This window comes from Streptomyces sp. NPDC001220, assembly GCF_053597895.1.
Genome location: NZ_JBSFJE010000011.1, coordinates 312,640 through 335,110, shown reverse-complemented (window position 1 = coordinate 335,110; position 22,471 = coordinate 312,640). Strand labels below are relative to the sequence as shown.

At 71.5% G+C, this 22,471-nt stretch carries 22 protein-coding genes; 10 read left to right on the top strand and 12 right to left on the bottom strand.

The window, feature by feature from the left end:
- Positions 1 to 11: 11 nt before the first annotated feature.
- A complete protein-coding gene (locus ACWDGI_RS26945; protein ID WP_362719552.1) occupies positions 12 to 290 on the bottom strand; it encodes a GlsB/YeaQ/YmgE family stress response membrane protein in 279 nt (92 codons plus the stop codon).
- Positions 291 to 535: 245 nt separating this feature from the next.
- Here ACWDGI_RS26945 and ACWDGI_RS26940 point away from each other — a divergent pair, with 245 nt between their 5' ends.
- Positions 536 to 934, top strand: coding sequence for a DUF3099 domain-containing protein (locus tag ACWDGI_RS26940; protein ID WP_450763141.1), 399 nt, complete (start codon positions 536 to 538; stop codon positions 932 to 934).
- 231 nt (positions 935 to 1,165) lie between these two features.
- Positions 1,166 to 1,372 (top strand): hypothetical protein, encoded by a 207-nt coding sequence (locus ACWDGI_RS26935; RefSeq protein ID WP_450763139.1) that lies wholly within the window; start codon positions 1,166 to 1,168, stop codon positions 1,370 to 1,372.
- A 30-nt stretch (positions 1,373 to 1,402) separates the two neighbouring features.
- Here ACWDGI_RS26935 and moaA read toward each other — a convergent pair whose 3' ends face one another.
- The 3 genes from moaA to ACWDGI_RS26920 all read right to left on the bottom strand — a co-directional run bounded on the left by moaA (position 1,403) and on the right by ACWDGI_RS26920 (position 4,519).
- On the bottom strand, positions 1,403 to 2,392 hold the full coding sequence (moaA, locus tag ACWDGI_RS26930) for a GTP 3',8-cyclase MoaA (protein WP_450763137.1): 990 nt from the start codon (positions 2,390 to 2,392) through the stop codon (positions 1,403 to 1,405).
- Positions 2,393 to 2,546: 154 nt separating this feature from the next.
- A complete protein-coding gene (locus ACWDGI_RS26925; RefSeq protein ID WP_450763135.1) occupies positions 2,547 to 4,166 on the bottom strand; it encodes a solute symporter family protein in 1,620 nt (539 codons plus the stop codon).
- Entirely contained in the window at positions 4,163 to 4,519 is a 357-nt protein-coding gene (locus ACWDGI_RS26920; RefSeq protein WP_450763133.1) for a DUF485 domain-containing protein, read from the bottom strand. The genes ACWDGI_RS26925 and ACWDGI_RS26920 overlap by 4 nt, the downstream gene beginning before the upstream one ends.
- Positions 4,520 to 4,854: 335 nt before the next feature.
- Between ACWDGI_RS26920 and ACWDGI_RS26915 the strand changes: the two genes are divergently transcribed.
- The 4 genes from ACWDGI_RS26915 to ACWDGI_RS26900 all read left to right on the top strand — a co-directional run bounded on the left by ACWDGI_RS26915 (position 4,855) and on the right by ACWDGI_RS26900 (position 10,527).
- Positions 4,855 to 6,381, top strand: coding sequence for a S8 family peptidase (locus tag ACWDGI_RS26915; protein WP_450763131.1), 1,527 nt, complete (start codon positions 4,855 to 4,857; stop codon positions 6,379 to 6,381).
- Between the two features lie 65 nt (positions 6,382 to 6,446).
- Positions 6,447 to 7,991, top strand: coding sequence for a S8 family peptidase (locus tag ACWDGI_RS26910; RefSeq protein WP_450763129.1), 1,545 nt, complete (start codon positions 6,447 to 6,449; stop codon positions 7,989 to 7,991).
- Between the two features lie 43 nt (positions 7,992 to 8,034).
- Positions 8,035 to 9,411, top strand: coding sequence for a CoA transferase (locus ACWDGI_RS26905; RefSeq protein ID WP_450763127.1), 1,377 nt, complete (start codon positions 8,035 to 8,037; stop codon positions 9,409 to 9,411).
- Between the two features lie 105 nt (positions 9,412 to 9,516).
- On the top strand, positions 9,517 to 10,527 hold the full coding sequence (locus ACWDGI_RS26900) for a CopD family protein (RefSeq protein WP_450763125.1): 1,011 nt from the start codon (positions 9,517 to 9,519) through the stop codon (positions 10,525 to 10,527).
- Positions 10,528 to 10,551: 24 nt separating this feature from the next.
- On the opposite strand, the gene ACWDGI_RS26895 is transcribed toward ACWDGI_RS26900, so the two are convergent.
- The 8 genes from ACWDGI_RS26895 to ACWDGI_RS26860 form a co-directional block, all read right to left on the bottom strand.
- Positions 10,552 to 11,598: a zinc-dependent alcohol dehydrogenase family protein gene (locus ACWDGI_RS26895; protein ID WP_450763123.1), complete on the bottom strand. Its 1,047-nt coding sequence runs from the start codon at positions 11,596 to 11,598 to the stop codon at positions 10,552 to 10,554.
- Positions 11,599 to 11,634: 36 nt separating this feature from the next.
- Entirely contained in the window at positions 11,635 to 12,300 is a 666-nt protein-coding gene (locus tag ACWDGI_RS26890) for a lysoplasmalogenase (RefSeq protein ID WP_450763121.1), read from the bottom strand.
- Positions 12,297 to 13,163, bottom strand: coding sequence for a sterol desaturase family protein (locus ACWDGI_RS26885; RefSeq protein WP_450763119.1), 867 nt, complete (start codon positions 13,161 to 13,163; stop codon positions 12,297 to 12,299). Before ACWDGI_RS26885 ends, ACWDGI_RS26890 begins: the two co-directional genes overlap by 4 nt.
- Positions 13,164 to 13,273: 110 nt before the next feature.
- The gene (locus ACWDGI_RS26880) at positions 13,274 to 13,987 is read right to left on the bottom strand and encodes a VIT1/CCC1 transporter family protein (protein WP_450763117.1); all 714 of its coding nucleotides are present in this window, start codon (positions 13,985 to 13,987) and stop codon (positions 13,274 to 13,276) included.
- Positions 13,988 to 14,032: 45 nt separating this feature from the next.
- Entirely contained in the window at positions 14,033 to 15,262 is a 1,230-nt protein-coding gene (locus ACWDGI_RS26875) for an amidohydrolase family protein (RefSeq protein ID WP_450763115.1), read from the bottom strand.
- Complete coding sequence (locus tag ACWDGI_RS26870) at positions 15,259 to 16,545, bottom strand: amidohydrolase family protein (protein WP_450763113.1); 1,287 nt, start codon at positions 16,543 to 16,545, stop codon at positions 15,259 to 15,261. Before ACWDGI_RS26870 ends, ACWDGI_RS26875 begins: the two co-directional genes overlap by 4 nt.
- Positions 16,546 to 16,570: 25 nt before the next feature.
- Positions 16,571 to 17,455 carry an SDR family NAD(P)-dependent oxidoreductase gene (locus ACWDGI_RS26865; protein WP_450763111.1) on the bottom strand — a complete coding sequence of 295 codons (885 nt, stop codon included), beginning with the start codon at positions 17,453 to 17,455 and terminating at the stop codon, positions 16,571 to 16,573.
- Positions 17,455 to 18,249 (bottom strand): acetoacetate decarboxylase family protein, encoded by a 795-nt coding sequence (locus tag ACWDGI_RS26860; RefSeq protein WP_450763109.1) that lies wholly within the window; start codon positions 18,247 to 18,249, stop codon positions 17,455 to 17,457. The genes ACWDGI_RS26865 and ACWDGI_RS26860 overlap by 1 nt, the downstream gene beginning before the upstream one ends.
- A gap of 206 nt (positions 18,250 to 18,455) precedes the next feature.
- On the opposite strand from ACWDGI_RS26860, the gene ACWDGI_RS26855 reads away from it, so the two are divergent.
- From ACWDGI_RS26855 to ACWDGI_RS26840, 4 genes are all read left to right on the top strand, one after another.
- A complete protein-coding gene (locus ACWDGI_RS26855) occupies positions 18,456 to 19,448 on the top strand; it encodes a DEDDh family exonuclease (protein ID WP_450763107.1) in 993 nt (330 codons plus the stop codon).
- Between the two features lie 92 nt (positions 19,449 to 19,540).
- Positions 19,541 to 19,774, top strand: coding sequence for a hypothetical protein (locus ACWDGI_RS26850; RefSeq protein ID WP_351326105.1), 234 nt, complete (start codon positions 19,541 to 19,543; stop codon positions 19,772 to 19,774).
- A gap of 49 nt (positions 19,775 to 19,823) precedes the next feature.
- Positions 19,824 to 20,621: an SURF1 family cytochrome oxidase biogenesis protein gene (locus tag ACWDGI_RS26845; protein WP_450763105.1), complete on the top strand. Its 798-nt coding sequence runs from the start codon at positions 19,824 to 19,826 to the stop codon at positions 20,619 to 20,621.
- A 65-nt stretch (positions 20,622 to 20,686) separates the two neighbouring features.
- Positions 20,687 to 22,471 carry a glycoside hydrolase family 15 protein gene (locus tag ACWDGI_RS26840; RefSeq protein WP_450763103.1) on the top strand — a complete coding sequence of 595 codons (1,785 nt, stop codon included), beginning with the start codon at positions 20,687 to 20,689 and terminating at the stop codon, positions 22,469 to 22,471.

Sequence of the window (22,471 nt, the reverse complement as noted above, 5' to 3'; positions counted from 1 at the left end):
GGCCCTGCGGCTCAGACCCGGTGCTTTCGCTTGCCCAGGGTTGCCATGTACAGCATGTCGCCCAGGAAGACGATGATGATCGCGGCGACGAGCTGGAAGAGGTGACGGCTCCAGTCGATGCCCCTTGTCTCCGCCACTCCCAGTGCACGGGCGATCGCGTTGCCGGCGATCGCGCCCAGGATGCCGAAGATGGTCGTCAGCCAGAGGGGGCTGTGCTGCTTGCCCGGGATGACCGCCTTCGCGATCAGGCCCAGCACGAAACCCACGATGATCGCCCACAACCAGCCCATGGCTGCCTCCTCGTACGGCTCGACGTGAGCATTAGCCCAAGTCTCGGCCTGTCCGCCGTACGGCGCATGTCGGTACACCCGTACGCGGTACGGCGCAGAACGTTCACGCAGGCGGGCTGGCGACCCGGTCTCGAAGGCGGCGCAGGCGCGGCGTAACGTGGGAGACGTCCTGGCCCGGTTCCCCGTACGGGTGCGGGCCGGGTAGGGGTCGGGGAGAGTCCGATGCGGGCGGATGGTGGAATGTGATGCGGAAGCAGCGCGGCGGCGGCAGCGTCCAGGTGTTCCGGATCACCGGGGCCCGCACCGGCCTTGCCGAGGACGTGCGCGGCCGGCAGCGGCGGTACGTCATCTCGATGTCCGTGCGGACCGTGTCGGTGATCCTCGCGGCCACGTTGTGGAACGTCGAACGCTATGTCGCCGTCGTGGCGTTGGTACTCGGGGCACTGCTCCCCTATGTCGCGGTCGTGATCGCCAACGCGGGCCGGGAGCGGCCGGCCTCGCTCCCGTCGACGTTCGGTGTGGCACCGACCCGGCTGATGATCGCGCCGCCGCGCGCGGAGGAACCGCACCCGGAACCCGTCCCGGAGGACGTGGTGGCCGACCCGGCGGCGGGTGTGCGCGGTGAGCGGCCGGAGTCGGTCTGAGCACCGGGGACACGGCGTGAGCCGACGACGGCCGCACACAAAGCTCAAGAAAAGCTCAGATCAATCGCGCTGTTCCGGTGCCGGGCGGAGGGTGACCCATGACATACTGCGTACGCGCTCCGCATCCCCCGTCGGAGCGACGGACCGACGCCGGGCAGCTCCCCCCGTGGCTGCTCGGCGTCGCCTTGTTCGGGGCTCTTTTTGCAGGACGACACGGTGCGGGACGAAGCGGTGAGTGACGTTATCTGTTCGGCGAAGGGTTGCCGGGCCGACGCGGTGTGGGTGCTGGCGTGGAACAACCCGAAGATCCACACACCGGAGCGGCGGAAGACCTGGCTCGCGTGCGAGGAGCACCGGGAGCATCTCTCCCAGTTCCTGGGCGTGCGGGGGTTTTTGAAGGATGTCGTGTTGTTGAAGGAGTGGGAGCCGTCCCCGTAGGGCTCCCCCACCGGGCTCCGCCGGGCGGCGCTAACCCCCGATCGCGGACATCGGCCGGTCCGGCTGGACGAACGATGGATCATCCAGACCCGCGCCCGCCTTCTTCCCCCACATCGCCAGTCGCCAGATGCGGGCGATCTCCTCGTCGGACCCGCCCGAGCGGAGCGCGCCGCGCAGGTCTGTCTCTTCCCTGGCGAACAGGCAGTTGCGTATCTGGCCGTCGGCCGTGAGGCGGGTGCGGTCGCAGGCGGCGCAGAACGGGCGGGTGACCGAGGCGATGACGCCGACGCGGTACGGGCCGCCGTTCACCAGCCAGCGCTCCGCCGGTGCGGCACCTCGCTCGTCCGCGCCCTCGGGGGTGAGGTCGAAGCGGGTGTGGAGCGAGGCGAGGATGTCCCCCGCCGTCACCATGCTGTCGCGTTTCCAGCCGTGCTGGGCGTCCAGCGGCATCTGCTCGATGAAGCGCAGCTCGTAGCCGTGCTCCAGCGCCCAGGCCAGCAGGTCGGGGGCCTCGTCCGCGTTCAGGTCCGGCATCAGGACCGTGTTGACCTTGACGGGGGTGAGGCCGGCGTCGCGGGCGGCCTGGAGGCCGTCGAGGACGTCCTGGTGGCGGTCGCGGCGGGTGAGGATCTTGAAGACGGCCGGGCGCAGGGTGTCGAGGGAGACGTTGACCCGGTCCAGACCGGCCGCCTTCAGGGCCGTGGCGGTGCGCCGCAGGCCGATGCCGTTGGTCGTCAGGGACATCTGGGGGCGGGGGGCCAGCGCCGCGACCCGCTCCACGATGGAGACCAGGCCGGGGCGCAGCAGGGGCTCGCCGCCGGTGAAGCGGACCTCCTCGATGCCCAGCAGGCGGACGGAGATGTCGATCAGGCGGACGATCTCGTCGTCCGTGAGCAGGTCGGACTTGGTCAGCCACTGCAGGCCCTCCTCGGGCATGCAGTACGTGCAACGCAGATTGCACCGGTCGGTCAGCGAGACCCTCAGGTCGGTGGCCACCCGGCCGTAGGTATCGATGAGCACGTGGGCCCCCTCCCTCGTTACGGATCGGTTCTCTTCCGTCACTGGCGAGCCTACGTGACACCGCCGACATCGCGAGGGGGCCGATGCCACGAGGTACGACGCGGCCGCGTCGTAGGACCCTACGATCCCCTCGACGCGGCCAGTCGTACGAAGGTCAGTGCGCTCCGGTGCCGGTCAGGGACCGCACCTCCAGTTCCGCGTACTTCGCGGTGTCCGGGACCTCCTTGGACAGGTAGGTGCCCACGACGCCGAGGAGGAAGCCGACCGGGATCGAGATGATGCCGGGGTTCTCCAGCGGGAACCAGTGGAAGTCGACGCCCGGGAACATCGAGGTCTCCTTACCGGACACCACCGGTGAGAAGAGGACCAGGCCGACCGCGGTGACCAGGCCGCCGTAGATCGACCAGAGGGCGCCCGCGGTGGTGAACCGCTTCCAGAAGAGGCTGTAGAGGATGGTCGGCAGGTTCGCGGAGGCGGCGACCGCGAAGGCGAGCGCGACCAGGCCGGCGACGTTGAGGTCGCGGGCCATGGCGCCGAGCACGATCGATACCGCGCCGATGCCGACGGTGGCGTAGCGGGCCGCGTTGATCTCCTGCTTCTCGGAGGCCTGGCCCTTCTTGATCACGTTGGCGTAGATGTCGTGCGCGAAGGACGAGGACGAGGCCAGGGTGAGGCCCGCGACCACGGCGAGGATCGTCGCGAAGGCCACCGCCGAGATGGTGGCCAGCAGGATCGCGCCCCAGTTGGAGTCGACGCCGCCGAGATGCAGGGCGAGCAGGGGGGCCGCGGTGTTGCCCGACTTGTTGGAGGCGATGATCTCGTCCGGTTTGATCAGCGCGGCGGCGCCGAAGCCGAGGGCGAGGGTCATCAGGTAGAAGGCGCCGATCAGGCCGATCGCCCAGAGCACGGACTTACGGGCGGCCTTCGCGGTGGGCACGGTGTAGAAGCGGATCAGGATGTGCGGCAGGCCGGCGGTGCCGAGGACCAGGGCGATGCCGAGGGAGAGGAAGTCCAGCTTGCTGGTGCCGGTGGCGCCGTACTTCAGGCCGGGCTCCAGGAAGGCGGTGCCCTTGCCGCTGTTGTCGGCGGCCTTGCCGAGCAGGTCGGAGATGTTGAAGTGGAACTTGGCCAGGACCATGAAGGTCAGCAGCAGGGCGCCCGCGATGAGCAGCACGGCCTTGACCATCTGCACCCAGGTGGTGCCCTTCATGCCGCCGATGGTCACGTAGACGATCATCAGGACGCCGACCAGGGCCACGATGCCGATCTTGCCGCCGTCGCTGGTGATGCCGAGCAGCAGGGAGACGAGAACGCCCGCTCCCGCCATCTGGGCCAGCAGGTAGAAGATCGACACCACGATCGTCGAGGTGCCGGCCGCGGTGCGGACCGGGCGCTGGCGCATGCGGTAGGCGAGTACGTCGCCCATGGTGTAGCGGCCGGAGTTGCGCAGCGGCTCGGCGACCAGGAGCAGGGCGACGAGCCAGGCGACCAGGAAGCCGATGGAGTAGAGGAAGCCGTCGTAGCCGAAGAGGGCGATGGCGCCGGCGATGCCGAGGAAGGACGCGGCCGACATGTAGTCGCCGGAGACGGCGAGGCCGTTCTGGAAGCCGGTGAACTGGCGGCCGCCCGCGTAGAAGTCGGCGGCGTCCTTGGTCTGCCGGCCGGCCCAGATGGTGATGACGAGGGTCGCGACGACGAACACCGCGAACAGGGTGATGATCAGTGTCCGGTGCTCGCTGGCCTCGCCGGCCGCCATGGTGATCGCGGGGTTCATGCGCCGTCCTCCATCCGGGACTTGATGACCTCGGCCTGGGGGTCGAGCTTGGCCGCGGCGTGGTGCGCGTACCACCAGGCGATGAGGAACGTGGTGAGGAACTGGGCGAGTCCGAGGACCAGGGCCACGTTGATGTTGCCGACGACCTTGGTGCCCATGAAGTCGCCCGCGTAGTTGGAGAGCAGGACGTACAGCAGGTACCAGGCGATGAAGCCGACGGTCAGCGGGAAGGCGAAGGAGCGGTGGGAGTGCCGCAGTTCGGCGAACTCCGGGCTCTGCTGCACCTCGGCGAACTCCTCGCTGGAGGGGAGCCGGGTCTGCGTGTTCGAGGGCGGTGGTGTCTCGGTAGCCACGGAGTCTCCTCGCGATACGGACATGCGGATTCTGACCTCACAGACATGTGGATCACCTACCCGGAGTGACGTTCCGACTCCGTCAGGTGATTCCGACGGGGGGCCTCGATCCTGCTGTGGCTCCCTCCTCAAGGTCACGGCGCCACGCGTGGACAGGTTCAACTCGCCCGGGTTCTTTCGGAAGTCGCGGGCGTGAGTCGCCTCCGGTCATTGCTGGCCGGTGAGTGCGGGAGATAGCTTCGCCCTGCACCACCCGTCATGTACCTGCCCAGGCGGCAACTCGCGGCCCGGGCGGGCCCGTTTTCGGTTGATGTTCCGGATGATGTGGAGACCCCATGGCTCATCTGCGTTCCAGACGCGCGCTGGCGCTCGCCGTACCGGTTGCCCTGTCCCTGACCGCCTCGCTCGGCCTCCTACCGGCGGCGGCTTCGGCGGCACCGCTGACGGCCTCGGCGACGCCGGCGGCGGACGGGCCGAACCTGGCCTATGTCGTCAACACCAGGACGGACCACCGCACGATCGAGTCGGTGCGGCGGGCGATCGCCCGCAACGGCGGCACGATCGTCGAGTCGTACGACAGGATCGGCGTGATCGTCGTGCACTCGGCGAATCCGGACTTCGGCGCCGCGATGCGCGCGGTACGCGGGGTGCGCTCGGCGGGAGCGACGCGGACCGCTCCGCTGAGCGCGGCGGGGACCACGGCCGAGGGGGCCGTGCAGGTCCTGTCCAAGGCGGACGCCGCCAAGGTCGGGAAGAGGGCGGCGGCCGGCCAGGAGCCCCTGGAGGCCGACCAGTGGGACCTGCGGAGCATCGGTGCCGACAAGGCCGCCGCGGTCAACCCGGGGAGCCGCTCGGTGACGGTCGGCATCATCGACACCGGCGTCGACGACACCCACCCGGACATCGCCCCGAACTTCTCCGCCGCACAGTCCGCGAACTGTGTGAGCGGCAAGGCCGACACGACGTACGGCGCCTGGCGGCCGGTGGACGCCGACCACTACCACGGCACGCATGTCGCGGGTGAGATAGCCGCCGCCCGCAACGGCATCGGCGTGGCGGGCGTGGCACCAGGGGTGAAGGTCGCGAGCATCACCGTGGCCCAGCCCGACTCGACGCAGCTGTTCTACCCGGAGAGCGTGGTCTGCGCCTTCGTGTTCGCCGCGGACCACGGCGTCGAGATCACCAACAACAGCTACTACGTTGATCCATGGCTGTACAACTGCATGGACGACCCGGATCAACGTGCCATCGTTGACGCGGTCAACAGGGCGCAGCTGTACGCCCGGAGCAAGGGCACGCTCAACGTGGCCTCGGCCGGCAACTCGAACGACGACCTCGACGCGAACGCCCTCACGGACGCCTCCAGCCCCGACGACTCGACGGCCACGACCCGCACGGTCGACCCGCACGAGTGCTTCGACGTGCCGACCCAGCTGCCCGGTGTGGTCACCGTGAGCGCGGTCGGTGTCAAGAACGCCAAGTCGTACTACTCCAGCTACGGACAGGGCGTCGTCGACGTGGCGGGCCCGGGCGGCGACAAGTACCAGATCCCTGACACGCCGTCGCAGAACGGCCGCATCCTGTCCACCCTGCCGAACGACCAGTACGGCTTCCTCCAGGGCACCTCGATGGCGTCCCCGCACGTGGCGGCGGTCGCCGCGCTGTTGAAGTCGGCCCATCCGCACGCCTCCCCGGCCCGGCTCCTGGCCCTGCTGAAGGCCGAGGCGGACAACCCGGGCTGCCCCGCCGGCCCCTACGACGGGGACGGCGACGGCGTCGTGGACGCCACCTGTGTGGGCGGGAAACACGTCAACGGCTTCTACGGCTCGGGGGTCGTGAACGCGCTCCGCGCGGTCAAGTGACCGCCCGGCAGCAGGACTTCCCGCACGGCATGCTCGTCTCGCGAACGAACCGGAGGCTCACCCACATGACAGCGCCCCAGTCGCGCCACCGCCGCGCGCTCGCCATCCCGCTCGGCATGGCCATGGCCACGGCCCTCGCGTTCCTGCCCAACGTCTCGGCGTCCGCCGCCGACACCACGACCACGACCACGGTCACGGGCGCCTCGGACACGAGTGACGCGACGTCCCTCAGCTATGTCGTCAACGTCCGCCCCGGACACGGCACCTCGCAGCGCGTCCAGCGGGCGATCGGCCGGGCCGGCGGTTCGGTGGTGATCGCGTACGACGAGATCGGCGTGATCGTGGTCCACTCGTCCAACCCCGACTTCGCCAAGACCCTGCGCAAGGTGCCGGGCGTGGACTCGGCGGGCGCCACCCGCAACGCGCCGCTGCCCGCCCAGTCGACCACCGACGTCGGCACGCCCCAGGCGCTCAGCTCCGAGCAGGTCGCGAAGGCGGAGGCGCACGCGGCCGACGGGCAGGACCCGCTGGAGCCTTTGCAGTGGGACCTGCCGGCCATCAAGGCCGACAAGGCGCACGAGAAGACCCTCGGCAGCTCGAAGGTCACCGTCGCCGTGATCGACACCGGTGTCGACGACACCCACCCGGACATCGCCCCGAACTTCTCCGCCGCGCAGTCCACCAACTGCGTGTCGGGCAAGCCGGACACGACGTACGGGGCCTGGCGGCCCAGCGCCGCCGAGAGCCCGCACGGCACCCACGTGGCGGGGGAGATCGCGGGTGCCAGGAACGGGATCGGCATCACCGGTGTGGCGCCGGGCGTCAAGGTGGCGGGCATCAAGGTCGCCACCACCGCCGGGTACTTCTACACGGAGGCCGTGGTCTGCGGTTTCGTGTGGGCGGCCGAGCACCACATCGACGTCACCAACAACAGCTACTACACCGACCCGTGGTACTTCAACTGCACCACCGACCCGGACCAGAAGGCGCTCGTCGACGCCATCACCCGGGCCTCCCGGTTCGCGGAGCGGAAGGGCACCGTCAACGTGGCGGCGGCCGGCAACGAGAGCTACGACCTGGCCTCCGACTCGATCACCGACCCGGTCTCGCCGAACGACGGCACGCCCAGCGACCGGGTGATCGACCCGCACAAGTGCTACGACATACCGACCCAGCTGCCGGGCGTCGTCACGGTGGCCGCCACCGGCGCGAAGGGCCTCAAGTCGTCCTTCTCCAACTACGGCCTCGGAGTGATCGACGTCGCCGCGCCCGGCGGCGACTCGACCGCCTACCAGGCCCCGGCGCCCCCGGCGACCAGCGGCCTGATCCTGGGCCCGCTGCCGGGCGGCACGTGGGGCTACATGGCCGGTACGTCGATGGCGACCCCGCATGTCGTCGGTGTCGCGGCATTGATCAAGTCAACCCATCCGCACGCCTCCCCTGCCCTGGTGAAGGCCCTGCTGTACGCGGAGGCGAGCGCCACGCCGTGCACCGACCCCTACGACATCAACGGCGACGGCAAGGTCGACGCGGTGTGCGAGGGCTCCAGGAACCACAACGGTTTCTACGGCTGGGGCACGGTGGACGCGCTGGCGGCGGTGACGCGGTAGGCAGCTACATATATTGATTCAGTCAATACTGCATAGTGCAGTCATGACTGCAATCAACTACGCGTGGTCCGCGCTGGGTGGCGATCCGTCGTTGCCCGCGCGGATCACGACCGTGCCACGCGCGGACACGCTCCGGTCACGCCTTCCCGTACGGCGGCTGGCCCGCGCGTGTGTCGGCGCCTGCGCGCTGGCCGCCGCCGAGCTGGGGGCACGCCGGGCCGGTGCCGCTCAGGTGCCGGCGGTCCGGGTGGACGACGGGGCGGTGGCGGCGGCGTTCACCAGCGAGCGGCAGCTCCTGGTCGACGGGCGCGCTCCCGTGCAGTTCGCCCCGCTGTCGCGGTTCTGGCGCACGGCCGACGGATGGGTGCGTACCCACGCCAACTACCCGCACCACCGGGCCCGGCTGCTGGCCGCGCTGGGGCTGCCGGAGGGAGCCGCCGTCGAGGACGTGGCGGCCCGGATCGCCGAGCAGCCCGCCTTGGCGGTCGAGACCGCCGTTCATGGCGCCGGCGGGCTCGCGGTGGCGTTGCGCTCACCCGGGGAGTGGGCCGCGCACGAGCAGGCGGCCGAGGTGGCCGCACGCCCCCTCGTCGAGCGAGGCCGTCCGGACACGGCCCACGCGCGCGTGCTCCCGCCGCTCGACGCCGGCGCCTCTCCCCTGCTGCCGGCAGCCGGGCTGCGCGTGCTGGACCTGACCCGGGTCCTGGCCGGCCCGGTGGCCACCCGCACCCTGGCGCTGCTGGGCGCGGACGTCCTGCGCCTGGACGCGCCCTGGCTGCCCGAACTCCCCGACCAGCACGCCGACACGGGTTTCGGGAAGCGCTCGGCGACGCTCGACCTCACGACCGGCCGGGCGGCCTTCGAGGAGCTGCTGGCCTCGGCGGACGTCGTGGTCACGGGCTACCGGCCGGGCGCCCTGGACCGGTTCGGACTCTCCCCCGAGGCGCTGGCCGAACGGCGGCCGGGGCTGGTCGTGGCCCAGGTGTCCGCGTGGGGCGGGTACGGGCCGTGGGGCGGGCGGCGCGGCTTCGACAGCCTGGTGCAGGTCGCCACCGGTATCGCGGAGACCGAGGGCTCGGCGGACCGGCCGGGCGCGCTGCCCGCGCAGGCGCTCGACCACGGCACGGGGTACCTGCTGGCGGCAGGAGTGCTGCGAGCACTGACCGAGCAGTCGTACGACGGCGGGAGCAGGTTCGTACGGCTGGCGCTGGCGCGCACGGCGCGGTGGTTGACGACGGAGCTGGAGCCCGAGCCCGAGGGCGGCGAGCCGTACGAGGGGCCGGACGCCTGGCTCGCCGGGACGGACAGCGCGCTGGGGCGCCTGCGGTACGCACGGCCGCCGGTGTCCTTCGCGGGCGGCCCGGCCGACTGGGCGCGGCCGCCGGTGCCATGGGGATCGGATCCGGCCAAGTGGGCATGACCGCACCGCCCGGATGGCCGGAAACATACGAAGAGACGGAATGACGCTCCGTCAGTTGTTTTCCGGCACTTGCCCGGTTCTGTCACGGCTGGCGAAGATCGTGGGGTGACGGCGACAGGACCGACCACCGAAGCTGCCGATGCGAGCGGCCCCGCGAGACGCCCCGGGACCGGCCGGGCCGTCGCCGTCCTGCTCCTGGTGGCGCTGGCCGCGCTGGTACCGCTGCTCGGGCCGTCCGCCGCGTTGCACGACACCGGGGAGGCCGCGGCGCCGGGGGTGGACGGCATCGCTCTGCTGCGCGGGGTGCTGTTCGCCGCCCTGTGCGTGCCGCTGGGCGAGCTGTTCGTGGACCGGCTGGCCCGCCGGCTGCCCGACACTCCGCCCGAACGGCCGTCCAGCTGGGCGGCGTTCGCGGCCGCCGCCGGTTTCGTCGCCGCGCTGGCGCTCGCGTCGGTCGTGTCGACGGGCAACCTGGTGCCGCACTCTCTCGCCGACGTCGACGTGGGCGGCCTGTACCGGTCACGGGACGGCAAGTTGGCGCTGATCGAGGTCAACGCCTTTCTGCTGGCCGCTCTGTGCGCCCGCGCGCGCCGCCCGGCGATCCAGGTGTGGCCGCTCGCCGCGGTGGTCGTCGCCGAGGCGCTGCGCGCCCATCCCGCGCCCGAGCACAGCCCGTTGCTCGGCTCGGCGCTGACCCTGGCGCATCTGACGTGCGCGACGCTGTGGGCGGGCGGTCTGCTGCACGCGCTGCGCCTGCTGCGCCGGTGGCGCGGCCGGGAGGCCGGAGCGGCGCTGCTCGGTCTCTACGCGCGCGTGGCCGCCTTCCTGCTCGCGGCCATCACCGCGACGGGTGTGTGGAGTTCGCTGCGGCGGATGCCCGCGGGCACGATCCTGGACCAGCTGACGACGACGGCGTACGGGCGCACCCTGCTGGCCAAGGTGGTCCTCGTCGCCGCCGTCGCCGCGCTCGCGCTGTGGGCGCGGTTCCGGCTGCGCCGGGCGGCCGATCCGCTCACCGCGTACGTCCCCGCGCGGGCCGAGGTGGCCGTGCTGGCGGTGGTGGTCACGGTGTCGGGCGTGCTGACGGCGCTGCCGGTACCGATCAGATGGACTTGATCAGCCCTTGACCGGCACGTCGGTTCAGCCGTTGGTGACGAGCACCTTCAGGGCGGTGCGCTCGTCCATGGCCTTGTAGCCGTCGGGCACGCCCTCGATGCCCACGGTCAGGTCGAAGACCGGCGAGGGATCGATGGTGCCGGCGAGGACGTCGGGCAGCAGGTCGGGGATGTAGGCACGGACCGGGGCGACACCGCCGCGCAGGGCGATGTTCCGGTCGAACATCACGCCGAGGTCGAGGCCGGTGCCGCTGCCGTGCGGGACGCCGACGAAGCCGATCGCCCCGCCGTCCCGGGTGATCTCGACGGCCGTCCGCATGGACTGCTCGGTGCCCACGGCCTCCACCACGGAGTGCGCGCCCTGGCCCCGGGTGAGCTCGCGTACGGCGGCCACCGCCGCCTCTCCCCGCTCGGCGACGACGTCGGTGGCGCCGAAGCGGCGCGCGATGTCGGTGCGGACCTCGTGCCGGCCCAGCGCGATGATCCGCTCGGCGCCCAGCCGCTTGGCGGCCAGCACGGCGCACAGGCCGACCGCGCCGTCCCCGACGACGGCGACCGTGGCACCGGGGCGGGCGCCCGCTCCGAGGGCCGCGTGGTGGCCGGTGCCGAGGACGTCGGAGAGGGTGAGCAGGGCGGTCAGCAGGTGGTCGTCGGAGGCCGCGTCCTTGGGCAGCTGGACCAGGGTGCCGTCGGCGAACGGGACCCGCACGGCGTCGCCCTGGCCGCCGTCGTATCCCACCGAGCCCCAGAAGCCGCCGTGCTCGCAGGAGGTGGTCAGGCCCTCGCGGCAGTAGTCGCAGACGCCGTCGGACCACATGAAGGGGGCCACCACCAGGTCGCCGCGCCGGACGGTGCCCACCTCGGAGCCGGTCTCCTCGACGACGCCCAGGAACTCGTGCCCGATGCGCTGCCCCGGCTGCCGGGCCGCCTCGCCCCGGTAGGCCCACAGGTCGCTGCCGCAGATACAGGCGCGCAGCACGCGTACGACGGCGTCGGTGGGCAGTTGCACCACCGGCTCGGGCACGTCCTCCACGCGCATGTCGTACGGGGCGTGGATGGTGGTGGCGCGCATGGCGAGGATCCCTCTCGTGCGGTGTCGTGGGTGCGCTCAGGGGGTGGTCGGGCGCACTTCACGGTACGCCGTCGCCGGTACGGGCCGCGCGTCGAGGGTGCCCTGGACCAGCAGGAACTGCCCGACCGCGTAGGTGAGCATGATCCAGAAGTCGGGTCTCGGCAGCTGCGGCCAGTCGGCGACGCCGGTCGCGATGAGGGTGTCGGAGAGCATGAAGAGCGCGCCGCCGAGCCCGGCGACCGGGCCGAGCCGGGTGACCGCCGTGTACGCCATGGCGGTGAGCAGGGTGCTGTAGCCGGCGACGGGGACCCGGAGACCGGCGGGCAGGTCCGGCCAGAGCAGGGCGATCAGGGTGACGAGGGCGGCGGCGTAGGCGACGGCGAGAACACCGGCACGCGCGCGTGCCGGTCCGTACCGGCGGAACAGGACGAGATAGCAGACGTGCCCGGCGGCGAAGCAGGCCATCCCCGCCATGAAGGCGGGGTCGGCGTCGGAGAGCAGCAGCACGTCGCCGCCCCAGCCGCAGAGCAGGGCGGCGACGAGCAGCCGCGGACCGCCCGCGCGGGCGGTCCAGGCGGCCAGCAGCGGCATCAGGAGCACCTTGGCGACGGCGTGCCCGGCGTGGAAGCCGGCGGCGAGGCAGCCGAGGTCGACCGCGAGGGCCAGGGCGAAGGCGGCGAGCAGCGCCCGGGACGCTCTCACGCGGCCACGGACTCCTCGGTCTGCTCCACGGCGGCCGGCGGAGCCCAGCCGGGTCCCCCGAACACCCGCCCGGCCCGCTCCCGCCAGCTGCGGGCGGCCTTCAGGTCCCTGCCGATGGCCAGGTACTCGTGGGTGGCCACCTTGATCGGGTTGAACGTGTTGATGTTCTTGGTCAACCCGTACACCGGCCGCTCGACCTCGGGCACCCACGACCCGAACAACCGGTCCCAGATGATGAGGATCCCGCCGAAGTTGCGGTCCAGGTAGCCGCCCTGGGAGGCGTGGTGCACGCGGTGGTGGGACGGCGTGTTGAACACGAACTCGAACCAGCGGGGCATCTTGTCGATGCGTTCGGTGTGGATCCAGAACTGGTAGACGAGGTTCGCGGAGGAGAGGAAGGCGAGCGTGGCCGGGTGCACGCCGACGGCGATGAGCGGAAGGTAGAACGGCCAGACGGTCAGCGAGGTCCAGGGCTGGCGCAGCGCGGTGGTGAGGTTGAACTTCTTGCTGGAGTGGTGGACGACGTGGCAGGCCCACAGGATGCGGATGACGTGGTGGCCGCGGTGGGACCAGTAGTAGAAGAAGTCCTGCGCGAGCAGCATCAGCGGGACGGTCCACCACAGGACGGGAATGCGCAGCGGGGTGAGTGCGTAGACCGCCGAGTAGATTCCGACGATCGGGATCTTCCAGAGGAAGTCGAAGACGAGCGAGCCGAGCCCCATGCCGACGCTGGTGGCCGCGTCCTTGGTCTCGTACCCGTCGGCGTCGTCGTCGGGATGGATCCGGTAGCTGATCACCTCGATCACGGTGAGCAGCACGAAGGCGGGTATCGACCACAGCACGACATTGGGCAGGTTCGGCATGGGGGCACCGTAGAACCGCTGGTCGCCCGCGGCTAGACGTTGTTACCCACAAGTATTCCCTACGGTATGCGCTTGTTTGTTGGCGATCTCCGCCAACGGACGGGCAGCCGTCACACCCCCACCGCCCCCAGCAGAGTCCCCGCCGCATAGGTCACGCCCATGGCCAGCGCGCCGCCTACCACGTTCCGCACCACCGCCGGACCCACCGGGGCCGCCCCCAGCCGCGCGCTGCTCCATCCCGTCAGGACCAGCGCGGCCAGCACCGACCCCACGGTCACCGGAAGCCGCCACTCGGCGGGCGGCAGCAGGATCGCCAGCAGAGGCAGCAGCGCCCCGACGGTGAACGCCAGGAAGCTCGCCAGCGCCGCGTTCCACGGGTTGGTCAGCTCGTCCGGATCGATGCCCAGCTCCACGCTCGCGTGGGCCTTCAGGGCGTCCCGCTCCGTCAGCTGGACCGCTGCCTCACGCGCCACGTCCCGGGACAGCCCGCGCCGCTCCAGCAGCTCGGTCAGCTCCTCCAGTTCCGCCTCGGGCTGCTCCTTGAGCTCCCGCTTCTCCAGGGCGAGGGCGGCCAGTTCCGAGTCGCGTTGGGTGGACACCGACACGTACTCCCCCGCCGCCATCGACATCGACCCGGCGAGCAGCCCCGCCAGGCCGGCCGTCAGCAGGGCGCTGCGGTCCCCGGTGGCGCCCGCGACGCCGACGACGATGCCCGCCGTCGACACGATGCCGTCGTTGGCTCCCAGTACCGCGGCCCGCAACCAGTTCAGCCGGGAGCCGAGCGCGCCCCCGTGGGCCTCGTTGTCGTGTGTCTGTTCCGTCACGACACGGAGGATCGCACTCCGGCCCCGGCGTGGGGAGTACCGACGTCACCAGACCCGTACCGAGGCCCCCCGCGCGAACACCGGACTCGTGGCGTCCGCCGGCGGCTCCGGCAGCGGCTCGGCGATCTCCGCGACCGTCGGTCCCACCTCGGCCGCGATCGGGTCCAGGAGCCCGAGATCGAAGCCGTAGACGCGGGCCGCGTTCCCGCCGAGCATGGCCGCGACCTCCTCGGGCGGGACGCCCGCGTAGGCGAAGCGCAGGCCCTCACGGGTGTAGGGGTAGGTGCCCTCGTCGTGCGGGTAGTCGCTGCCCCACATGATCTTGTCCAGGCCGATGCGGTCGCGCAGCGGCACCTCGTGCGGGCGCATGAAGCTGGCGCCGACGAAGCAGTTCGAGCGCCACACCTCGGACGGCGACCCGCCCATGCCCTCCGCAAGGCCCGCCCCGAACTTCGCCTCCGCGGTCGTCGCCGTCGAGGCCGCGGCCAGCAGGCGGCCGTGGTAGTAGTCGAGCATGGCCAGGACCCCGGGGATCCAGCCGGAGCCCTGCTCGGTCAGGACGAGCCTCAGGTCCGGGTGGCGACGGAAGGCGCCGCCGAAGACCAGGTGCCACAGGGCCCGGTGCGAGAACCAGGTCGTCTCGACCATGAAGACCGCGCGGGCGGCCGGTTCGTCGCCGAGCGGCGGGGACGCCGAGCCCGCGTGGTGGTTGACGGGGACGCCGAGTTCCGCGCAGACGGCCCAGATCGGGTCGTACCCGCGCGCGTGCAGTTCGGGCAGGCCCGAGCTGGGCGGGGTGCCGGGCAGCATGAGGCCGCCCTTCAGGCCCGCGGCCGCCGCCCGGCGGATCTCTCTCACGGCCTCGTCGACGTCGTGGAGGAGGATCTGGAAGACACCTGCCCGGCGGCCGGGTGCGGCGGCGCAGAAGTCGGCCAGCCAGCGGTTGTGGGCGCGCAGGCCCGCCCAGCGCAGCTCGATCTCCGCACCCGTCGGCGCGGGGGCCATCAGGGAGCCGGACGGGAAGAACGGCGGGATGGTGTTCGGGAAGATCACCTCCGCGACGATCCCGTCCTGCTCCAGCTCCGCGAGCCGCCGGGCGGAGTTCCAGTTCCGGTCGGCCGAGTCGGAGAGCAGGTCCTCGTACGGGTTGACGTACGTCGCCGCCCAGTCGTCGAAGTCGTCGTGGTACCGCTTCTCCAGGTACGGCTTGTAGTCGAGGAGGTCGGCGCCCGCGTGGCAGTCGGCGGAGATCACCGTGTAGCGCTCACCGTTCATGAACTCACCCCCAGAGCCGGGAAGTCGTTGTCCGTCAGCCAGTGCCGGCCCACCTCGCGCGAGCGCGCCCAGGAGGCCGCCACGGCACTCTGGTCGGCCGGCTGGCCCAGGTCGGCGGGGACGGGGCCGATCCGGCGGGCCAGCGGCGTCAGGCGCGCCACGTCGAAACCGAAGACCTCGGCCGCCGCCAGGCCCAGCATCCGGCGGGTCTCGGCCACCGGGATGTCGTGGAAGGTGCGGCGCAGCCACGCGCGCGTGTCGGGCCAGGTGCCCTCCGGGTGCGGGAAGTCGCTGCCCCACAGGATGTTGTCGACGCCGATCTCGTAGCGCTGGGCGAGTTCCCGGCGTTTGGTGTTGGTGGCGCAGACGAAGACCTGCCGGTCCAGGTACTCGTGCGGCGGGCGTTTCAGCTCCTCGAAGGGCGACAGCTTCTTGCCGCCGTGCGCGCCGAGGTAGAGGCGGTCCATGAACCAGAGCAGGTTCGGCAGCCACCAGCAGCCGGACTCCGCGACGCCGAACCTGAGCCCGGGGTGGCGTTCGAAGACCCCCGACCAGAGCAGGAACCACAGCGGCCGGGCCGGCCACCAGGTCACCTCGCTGACGTAGATGCCGAGATGGTCGCCGTACTCGTGGCGCGGGGCGGCGCCGGAGTGGGTGAGGACCGGCATCCCGCACTCGGCGGCCGCCGCCCACACCGGGTCGTAACGGCGGTCGTGGTACGGCTCCTTGTCGACCCACATGGCCGGGATCATCAGCGCGCCCAGGCCGGACTCCTTGGCGCGGTGCACCTCCGCGACGACACGGTCCACCGGGGCCGTGACCGGCAACAGGGCGACCCCGCAGTGCCGTTCGGGGTGCTCGGAGACGAAGTCGGCCAGCCAGCGGTTGTGGGCCTGCGCGCCCGCCATGCCCAGTTCCGGGTCGTGGTCGCCGGACAGGCCGAGGCCCACCCCGAAGGGTGCGGCCGTCCGGCTGTCGACCGCGTCGGCGTCCGGGAAGACCACCTCCGCGGCCACCCCGTCGCCGTCCAGCTCCTTCAGCCGTTGCGCGCTGTCCCAGCCTCCGCGCAGACCTTCCTCGTTGTCCTGGAACCACTTGCTCGCGAACGCCTCGTTGCGGATGCCGAGCCGGGTCATCTCCTCCCGGCGGCGGTCCCGCCCGGCGAGGAACTCGTCGAAGTCCCGGTGGAACCGGGTGTCCAGATAGGGCCGGTACTCCTCGGTGGGCAGCCCGGCGTGGCAGTCGGAGGAGATGATCAGATACGGGTCGTCAAGCGAGGTCACGACAGCCCCCTGTCGGTCCAGGTGCTCAGTCCAGGATGAAGTTCTCGAGGTACGACGGGTTCGCCCGGTCCAGCATCGAGCGCGCCCGCGCCCGGATCTGGGCGTCGCTGCGCTCGCTCTCCGGCAGCAGCCAGAAGCGGTCCGCGCGGATGCCCGCCACGACGAACTCGGCGACCTCCTCGACGGGTGTGAAGGCGACCTCCTTGCCCGCCGCGCGCATCGCCGCCTCCCACTGGTCGAGGCTGCGGTACGGCGTCCTGCGCGGCCGCTGTTTGGCGTAGCGCCCGGGCCGGTTGCGGTGCGACTCCCACAGGCCCGTGCGCAGCATGTGCGGCCCCGGGAAGAGGACCGAGGCGCCCACGCGCGCGTGCTCCGCCCTGAGATGCGCGTACAGCGACTCGGTGAGCGTGACGACGGCCGCCTTGGTGACCGCGTACACGGAGGCCGTCGGCAGCGGCGCGATACCGCCGTCACCGGAGGATGTATTGACCACGTGACCGGGTTGACCCGACTTGATCATCCTCGGCAGGAAAGCCTGTACGCCGTGGAAGACACCCCACACATTGACCTCGAACGCCCACTTCCAGTCGTTGGGTTCGTGCTCCCACATGCGGCCCTCGGCACCCGAGCCGACCCCGGCGTTGTTGCACAGGACGTGCACCGCGCCGTAGGTGTCGTAGGCCGACTCGGCGAGTTCCAGGACCTGTTCGCGCACCCCGACGTCGACCACGCGCGCGTGCACGTCGGCGCCGCCCGCGCGCAGGTCCGCCGCGGCCTTCTCCAGGGCGGCCGGCTCCACGTCGGCGAGGACCACCTTCAGCCCTTCGGCGACGAACCGCCGGGCCATCGCGAGCCCGATCCCGCTCGCCGCGCCGGTGACGACGGCGACCTGTCCGGCACGGAGTTCCATCAGACCCCGCTCCCTTCCGGGGGCGCGTCGACGATCTGGCGCGGGTCGTCGTAGCGCTGGTGGACGTAGGGCAACAGGGCCTGGGGATCGACCCGTTCGGCGATCCGGCCGCGCTGGTCGCTGGTCTTCTCGCCGAGGGTGAGGTCCAGCAGGCGCAGCACCGGGAGGTCGACGACCGGGTCGTACGCCGACTCACGGAGGATCACCTCCCCCGTCACGCGCTCCAGTCGGCGGACCTTCTCCTCACGGACGCAGTGCACCAGCAACGGGTCGCCGTCGAAGCCCGAACCGTCCACCGCCGGGAGGAACTTGAAGTAGAAGTCGGTCTTCGGCGCGGGTTCCGGCAGCGGCAGCGGGCCGTCGACCGTGCCGCGCACCTCCACGAAGGCGACGCCGTGCCGGGCCAGTACCGCGCGGACCTGGTCGCCCTCGCGCCCGACGGTCACCTCGCCGAGCTTCTTGGGCTCGCCGAAGACCTCACGGCCGCCGGTGAGGGCGCGTTCGTGGGTCATCGGCATCACCAGCGGATACCAGCCCTCGGCCGTGCCGTGCGCGGCGGCGACCGCGAACGAGCCCGCGCCCAGCGGGTATCCGGGCAGCCGGACCTGGCTGATGCTGACGCGGACCAGGGGGCGGCCGGTGGGCTTGAGCGGAGGCGGCAGCACCGCCGCTACCGCGTCCGGGTCGCTCTCCCAGACGGCCACCACACCGGTGGACCAGACGTCCGGGAGCCTCGTGGTGCGTGCGGCCGCGATCTCCGCCTCGGTCCGAGCGCCGTACCGTACGCGTGCCATCCGCCGTACCGCCCTTCCGTCGACCGTCCGAGCGCCGCGCCGCCGCGGAGTCGTCGCCGCGTCAGCGCCGGGCGGGGAGCACGGTGGCACCGGGCGCCGAAAAGGTCCATAGCCACGCGAAGGGCAATCAGGACATGCGAACGGGCGGTGGCGGCGGGTGACCTGACGGACCGGACTGTCGGTCGGGGCCCGTATCCTCAATGACCATGCTCGAAGACCAGACGACCGCAGTCTCCGCCGGCACCCCGTGGCCGGCCGCGTATCCCGAGGGGTACGCGGTCGTCGACGTGGAGACCACCGGACTGGCCCGCGACGACCGGATAATCTCCGCCGCCGTCTACCGGCTGGACGGGCGCGGCGAGGTCGAGGACCACTGGTACACGCTGGTCAATCCCGAGCGCGACCCGGGCCCGGTCTGGATCCACGGTCTGACGAGCGAGGTGCTCGAAGGGGCGCCGCTCTTCACCGACATCGCCGAGGAGTTCGCGGCCCGGCTCGACGGCCGGGTACTGGTCGCGCACAACGCGGTCTTCGACTGGCAGATGATCGCGCGCGAGTACGCGCGCGCGAAGAGCGAGCCCCCGGTGAAGCAACGGCTGTGCACGATCGCGCTCTCCAAGGAGCTGGGGCTGCCGCTGCCCAACCACAAGCTGGAGACCCTGGCCGCGCACTTCGGTGTCGTACAGCGGCGGGCGCACCACGCGCTGGACGACGCGCGCGTGCTGGCGGAGGCGTTCCGGCCCAGTCTGCGGGCCGCGGCGGCGGGCAGCGTACGGCTGCCGCTGCTCGAGTGCCGACCGCTGACGGAGTGGTCGGAGACGCCCCGGATCGGGCAGCAGGCGAGCGGCGGCTACCGTCCGAGCAGTTGGCGGCCGGCCCGCAAGCGGCCGGCCTGTCCGTATCCGAACCCGGGGCGGTACGAGGACGGCAGGCCGCTCAGGCAGGGCATGCGGGTGGCGTTCTCCGGGGACACCTCCATCGAGCGGGAACTCCTGGAGGACCGGGCCGTCGAGGCCGGACTGCATGTGGCGACGAGCATCTCGCGGCTCACCAGCCTGCTCGTCACCAACGACCCGGACTCAAGCACCTCGAAGGTGCTCAAGGCACGCCAGTTCGGCACGCCGGTCGTCGACGAGGCGGCCTTCGGGCAGTTGCTGCGGGACGTGGCGCCGGCATCGACCCGGGCGGCGGGGAAGTGACCGCGCGGCGGGGCCGTACGGACGGGTGATTGCCGGGCGACTCGCCCGGCGCCCACTCGCCCGCGCGGGGACGACCGCCCACCCTGAGCCCCATGGCGAAATGTGAAGTTTGCGGCAATGACTACGGAATGACCTTCGAGGTGCACGCGCAGGGCGCGGTCCATGTCTTCGACTGCTTCTCCTGTGCGATCCACCGCATGGCCCCCGTCTGCGAGCACTGCAAGGTCTCGATCATCGGGCAGGGCGTCGAGGCCGAGAACCAGTGGTACTGCGGCGCGCACTGCGCCCGCGAGGCCGGGAAGGCGGGCATCGTCGACCGCGTGTGACCCGGTACCCGCCCGCTCGCGCCCCACGACCGAGTTGTACGGTCGTGGGGTGTACCGCTTCCTCCTGACCCGGCAGTGGGTGATCCTCACCCTGATCTCCCTGCTTCTCATCCCCACGATGATCCGACTGGGGTTCTGGCAGAAGCACCGGTACGAGGAGCGCAGCGCCCGTAACGCACTGGTGGCCCAGGCACTCGGCGCCAAGCCGGTGCCGGTGGAGCAGGTGACCGAGCCGGGGCACGCGGTGACCCGCAAGGAGCGGTACCACACGGTGACCGCGACCGGCACCTTCGACACCGCCCACGAGGTCGTCGTCCGGCGCCGTACCAACGGCGACGACGAGGTCGGCTACCACGTCCTCACCCCCTTCGTGCTGGCCGACGGCAAGGTGCTGCTGGTCAACCGGGGCTGGATCTCCTCGGACGGCCCGAGCCAGACCGCGTTCCCCAGGGTTCCGGCTCCGCCCGGCGGCCGGGTCACCATCAAGGGCCGGCTGATGCCCGACGAGACCACCGCGGCGAGCGGCATCAAGGACATCAAGGGTCTGCCCGACCGGCAGATCATGCTGATCAACAGCGAGGAGCAGGCGCGCCGGCTCGGCGAGCAGGTGCTGGGCGGCTACATCCAGCAGACCGCGCCGGAGCCCAAGGCGGACACCCCGCAGCAGATCTCCGATCCGGGCAAGGAAGACGCCCCGCTGAACTACGCGTACATGATCCAGTGGTGGCTGTTCGCCGCGGGCGTCCCCTACGGCTGGTTCGTGCTGGTCCGCCGGGAGGCCCGCGCCCGCGAGGAGGCCGCGAAGGCCGAGCCCGCGCCGGATGCGGAACCGGCGGCCGCCGTCTGAGCACGGGGTCACTCCCCCGGCCCACCCCCAGATTGGCCCACCGGCCCGGCGGGAAACCGGAACCCGTGGACCGACGCATCGAGGACTACGCCCTCATCGGCGACGAACAGACCGCCGCCCTGGTCGGCCGGGACGGCTCCATCGACTGGCTGTGCGTGCCACGGTTCGACTCGGCGGCCTGCTTCGCCAGGCTCCTGGGCGACGAGGACAACGGTCACTGGCGGCTCGCCCCCAAGGACGCGACCACCTGCACCCGGCGCGCCTACCGGCCGGACACGCTGGTCCTGGACACCGAGTGGGAGACCCCCGAGGGCACGGTCCGGGTCACCGACCTGATGCCCCAACGCGACCGCGCCCCCGACGTGGTACGCATCGTGGAGGGCGTCAGCGGCCGTGTCACCGTGCACAGCACGCTCCGCCTCCGCTTCGACTACGGGTCGGTCATCCCCTGGATGCGCCGCTCGGGCGGTCACCGGGTCGCCGTCGCCGGCCCCGACTCGGTGTGGCTGCGCAGCGAACCGTCCGTACGGACCTGGGGCGAGGACTTCGGCACGCATTCGGAGTTCACCGTCGAGGAGGGCGAGCGGGTCGCGTTCGTGCTCACCTGGCACCCCTCGCACGAGCCGCGGCCGCCGCTCGTGGACCCGTACGAGGCGCTGCGCTCCAGCGTCACGGACTGGCGGCGCTGGAGCGCCCGCTGCACCTACGAAGGCCCCTACCGGGACGCGGTGGTGCGCTCCCTGATCACCCTCAAGGCGCTCACCTACGCGCCGACCGGCGGCATCGTGGCCGCCGCCACCAGCTCGCTGCCCGAGGAACTGGGCGGGGTGCGCAACTGGGACTACCGGTTCTGCTGGCTGCGCGACTCCACCCTCACCCTCGGCGCGCTGCTGTCGGCCGGCTACCACAAGGAGGCCCAGGCCTGGCGCGACTGGCTGGTGCGCGCGGTCGCCGGCGACCCGGCGGACCTGCAGATCATGTACGGCCTGGCCGGCGAGCGCCGGCTGCCCGAGTTCGAACTGCCCTGGCTGCCCGGCTTCGTCGGCTCGGCGCCGGTACGCGTCGGCAACGGCGCCGTCGACCAGCTCCAGCTGGACGTGTACGGCGAGGTCATGGACTCCCTGTCGCTGTCCCGCAACGCCGGCCTGTCCACCAAGCCGCACATGTGGGCCATCCAGTGCTCGCTGATGAAGTTCCTGGAGAAGATCTGGCGCCAGCCGGACGAGGGCCTGTGGGAGGTGCGCGGCGGCCGCCGGCACTTCGTGCACTCCAAGGTGCTGGTGTGGGTGGCCGCGGACCGCGCGGTACGGACCCTGGAGGAGCACGCGGAGCTCGAGGGCGAACTGGAGCGCTGGCGCGCGCTCCGCGACGAGGTGCACCGGGAGGTGTGCGAGAAGGGGTACGACCCGGCGCGCAACACCTTCACCCAGTACTACGGCTCGCGCGAACTCGACGCCGCCCTGCTGCTGATCCCCCACTTCGGTTTCCTGCCACCGGACGACCCGCGGGTGATCGGCACGGTGGACGCGATCCGCGACGACCTGGGCCGCGGCGGCTTCGTACGCCGCTACGACACCGACGCGATCGGCGTCGACGGCATGCCGGGCGGCGAGGGCGCCTTCCTGGCCTGCTCGTTCTGGCTCGCCGACGCGCTGCACATGACGGGCCGTACCGACGAGGCGAAGGAGTTGTTCGAACGACTGGTGGGACTCGTCAACGACGTGGGCCTGCTCTCCGAGGAGTACGAACCGGAACTCGGACGCCAGCTGGGCAACTTCCCACAGGCGTTCAGCCACATCGGACTGGTGAACACCGCCCTCACACTGTTCGGCAGCGACGAGGCAGGATAG

What these genes read in the sequence shown, in the direction of transcription:
- ACWDGI_RS26860 (WP_450763109.1), bottom strand. Translation starts at nt 18,249, where the DNA reads ATGGCACGCGTACGGTACGGCGCTCGGACCGAGGCGGAGATCGCGGCC.
- ACWDGI_RS26945 (WP_362719552.1), bottom strand. Translation starts at nt 290, where the DNA reads ATGGGCTGGTTGTGGGCGATCATCGTGGGTTTCGTGCTGGGCCTGATC.
- ACWDGI_RS26910 (WP_450763129.1), top strand. Translation starts at nt 6,447, where the DNA reads ATGACAGCGCCCCAGTCGCGCCACCGCCGCGCGCTCGCCATCCCGCTC.
- ACWDGI_RS26850 (WP_351326105.1), top strand. Translation starts at nt 19,541, where the DNA reads ATGGCGAAATGTGAAGTTTGCGGCAATGACTACGGAATGACCTTCGAG.
- ACWDGI_RS26875 (WP_450763115.1), bottom strand. Translation starts at nt 15,262, where the DNA reads ATGAACGGTGAGCGCTACACGGTGATCTCCGCCGACTGCCACGCGGGC.
- ACWDGI_RS26905 (WP_450763127.1), top strand. Translation starts at nt 8,035, where the DNA reads ATGACTGCAATCAACTACGCGTGGTCCGCGCTGGGTGGCGATCCGTCG.
- ACWDGI_RS26925 (WP_450763135.1), bottom strand. Translation starts at nt 4,166, where the DNA reads ATGAACCCCGCGATCACCATGGCGGCCGGCGAGGCCAGCGAGCACCGG.
- ACWDGI_RS26915 (WP_450763131.1), top strand. Translation starts at nt 4,855, where the DNA reads ATGGCTCATCTGCGTTCCAGACGCGCGCTGGCGCTCGCCGTACCGGTT.
- ACWDGI_RS26865 (WP_450763111.1), bottom strand. Translation starts at nt 17,455, where the DNA reads ATGGAACTCCGTGCCGGACAGGTCGCCGTCGTCACCGGCGCGGCGAGC.
- ACWDGI_RS26940 (WP_450763141.1), top strand. Translation starts at nt 536, where the DNA reads ATGCGGAAGCAGCGCGGCGGCGGCAGCGTCCAGGTGTTCCGGATCACC.
- ACWDGI_RS26855 (WP_450763107.1), top strand. Translation starts at nt 18,456, where the DNA reads ATGCTCGAAGACCAGACGACCGCAGTCTCCGCCGGCACCCCGTGGCCG.
- ACWDGI_RS26895 (WP_450763123.1), bottom strand. Translation starts at nt 11,598, where the DNA reads ATGCGCGCCACCACCATCCACGCCCCGTACGACATGCGCGTGGAGGAC.
- ACWDGI_RS26885 (WP_450763119.1), bottom strand. Translation starts at nt 13,163, where the DNA reads ATGCCGAACCTGCCCAATGTCGTGCTGTGGTCGATACCCGCCTTCGTG.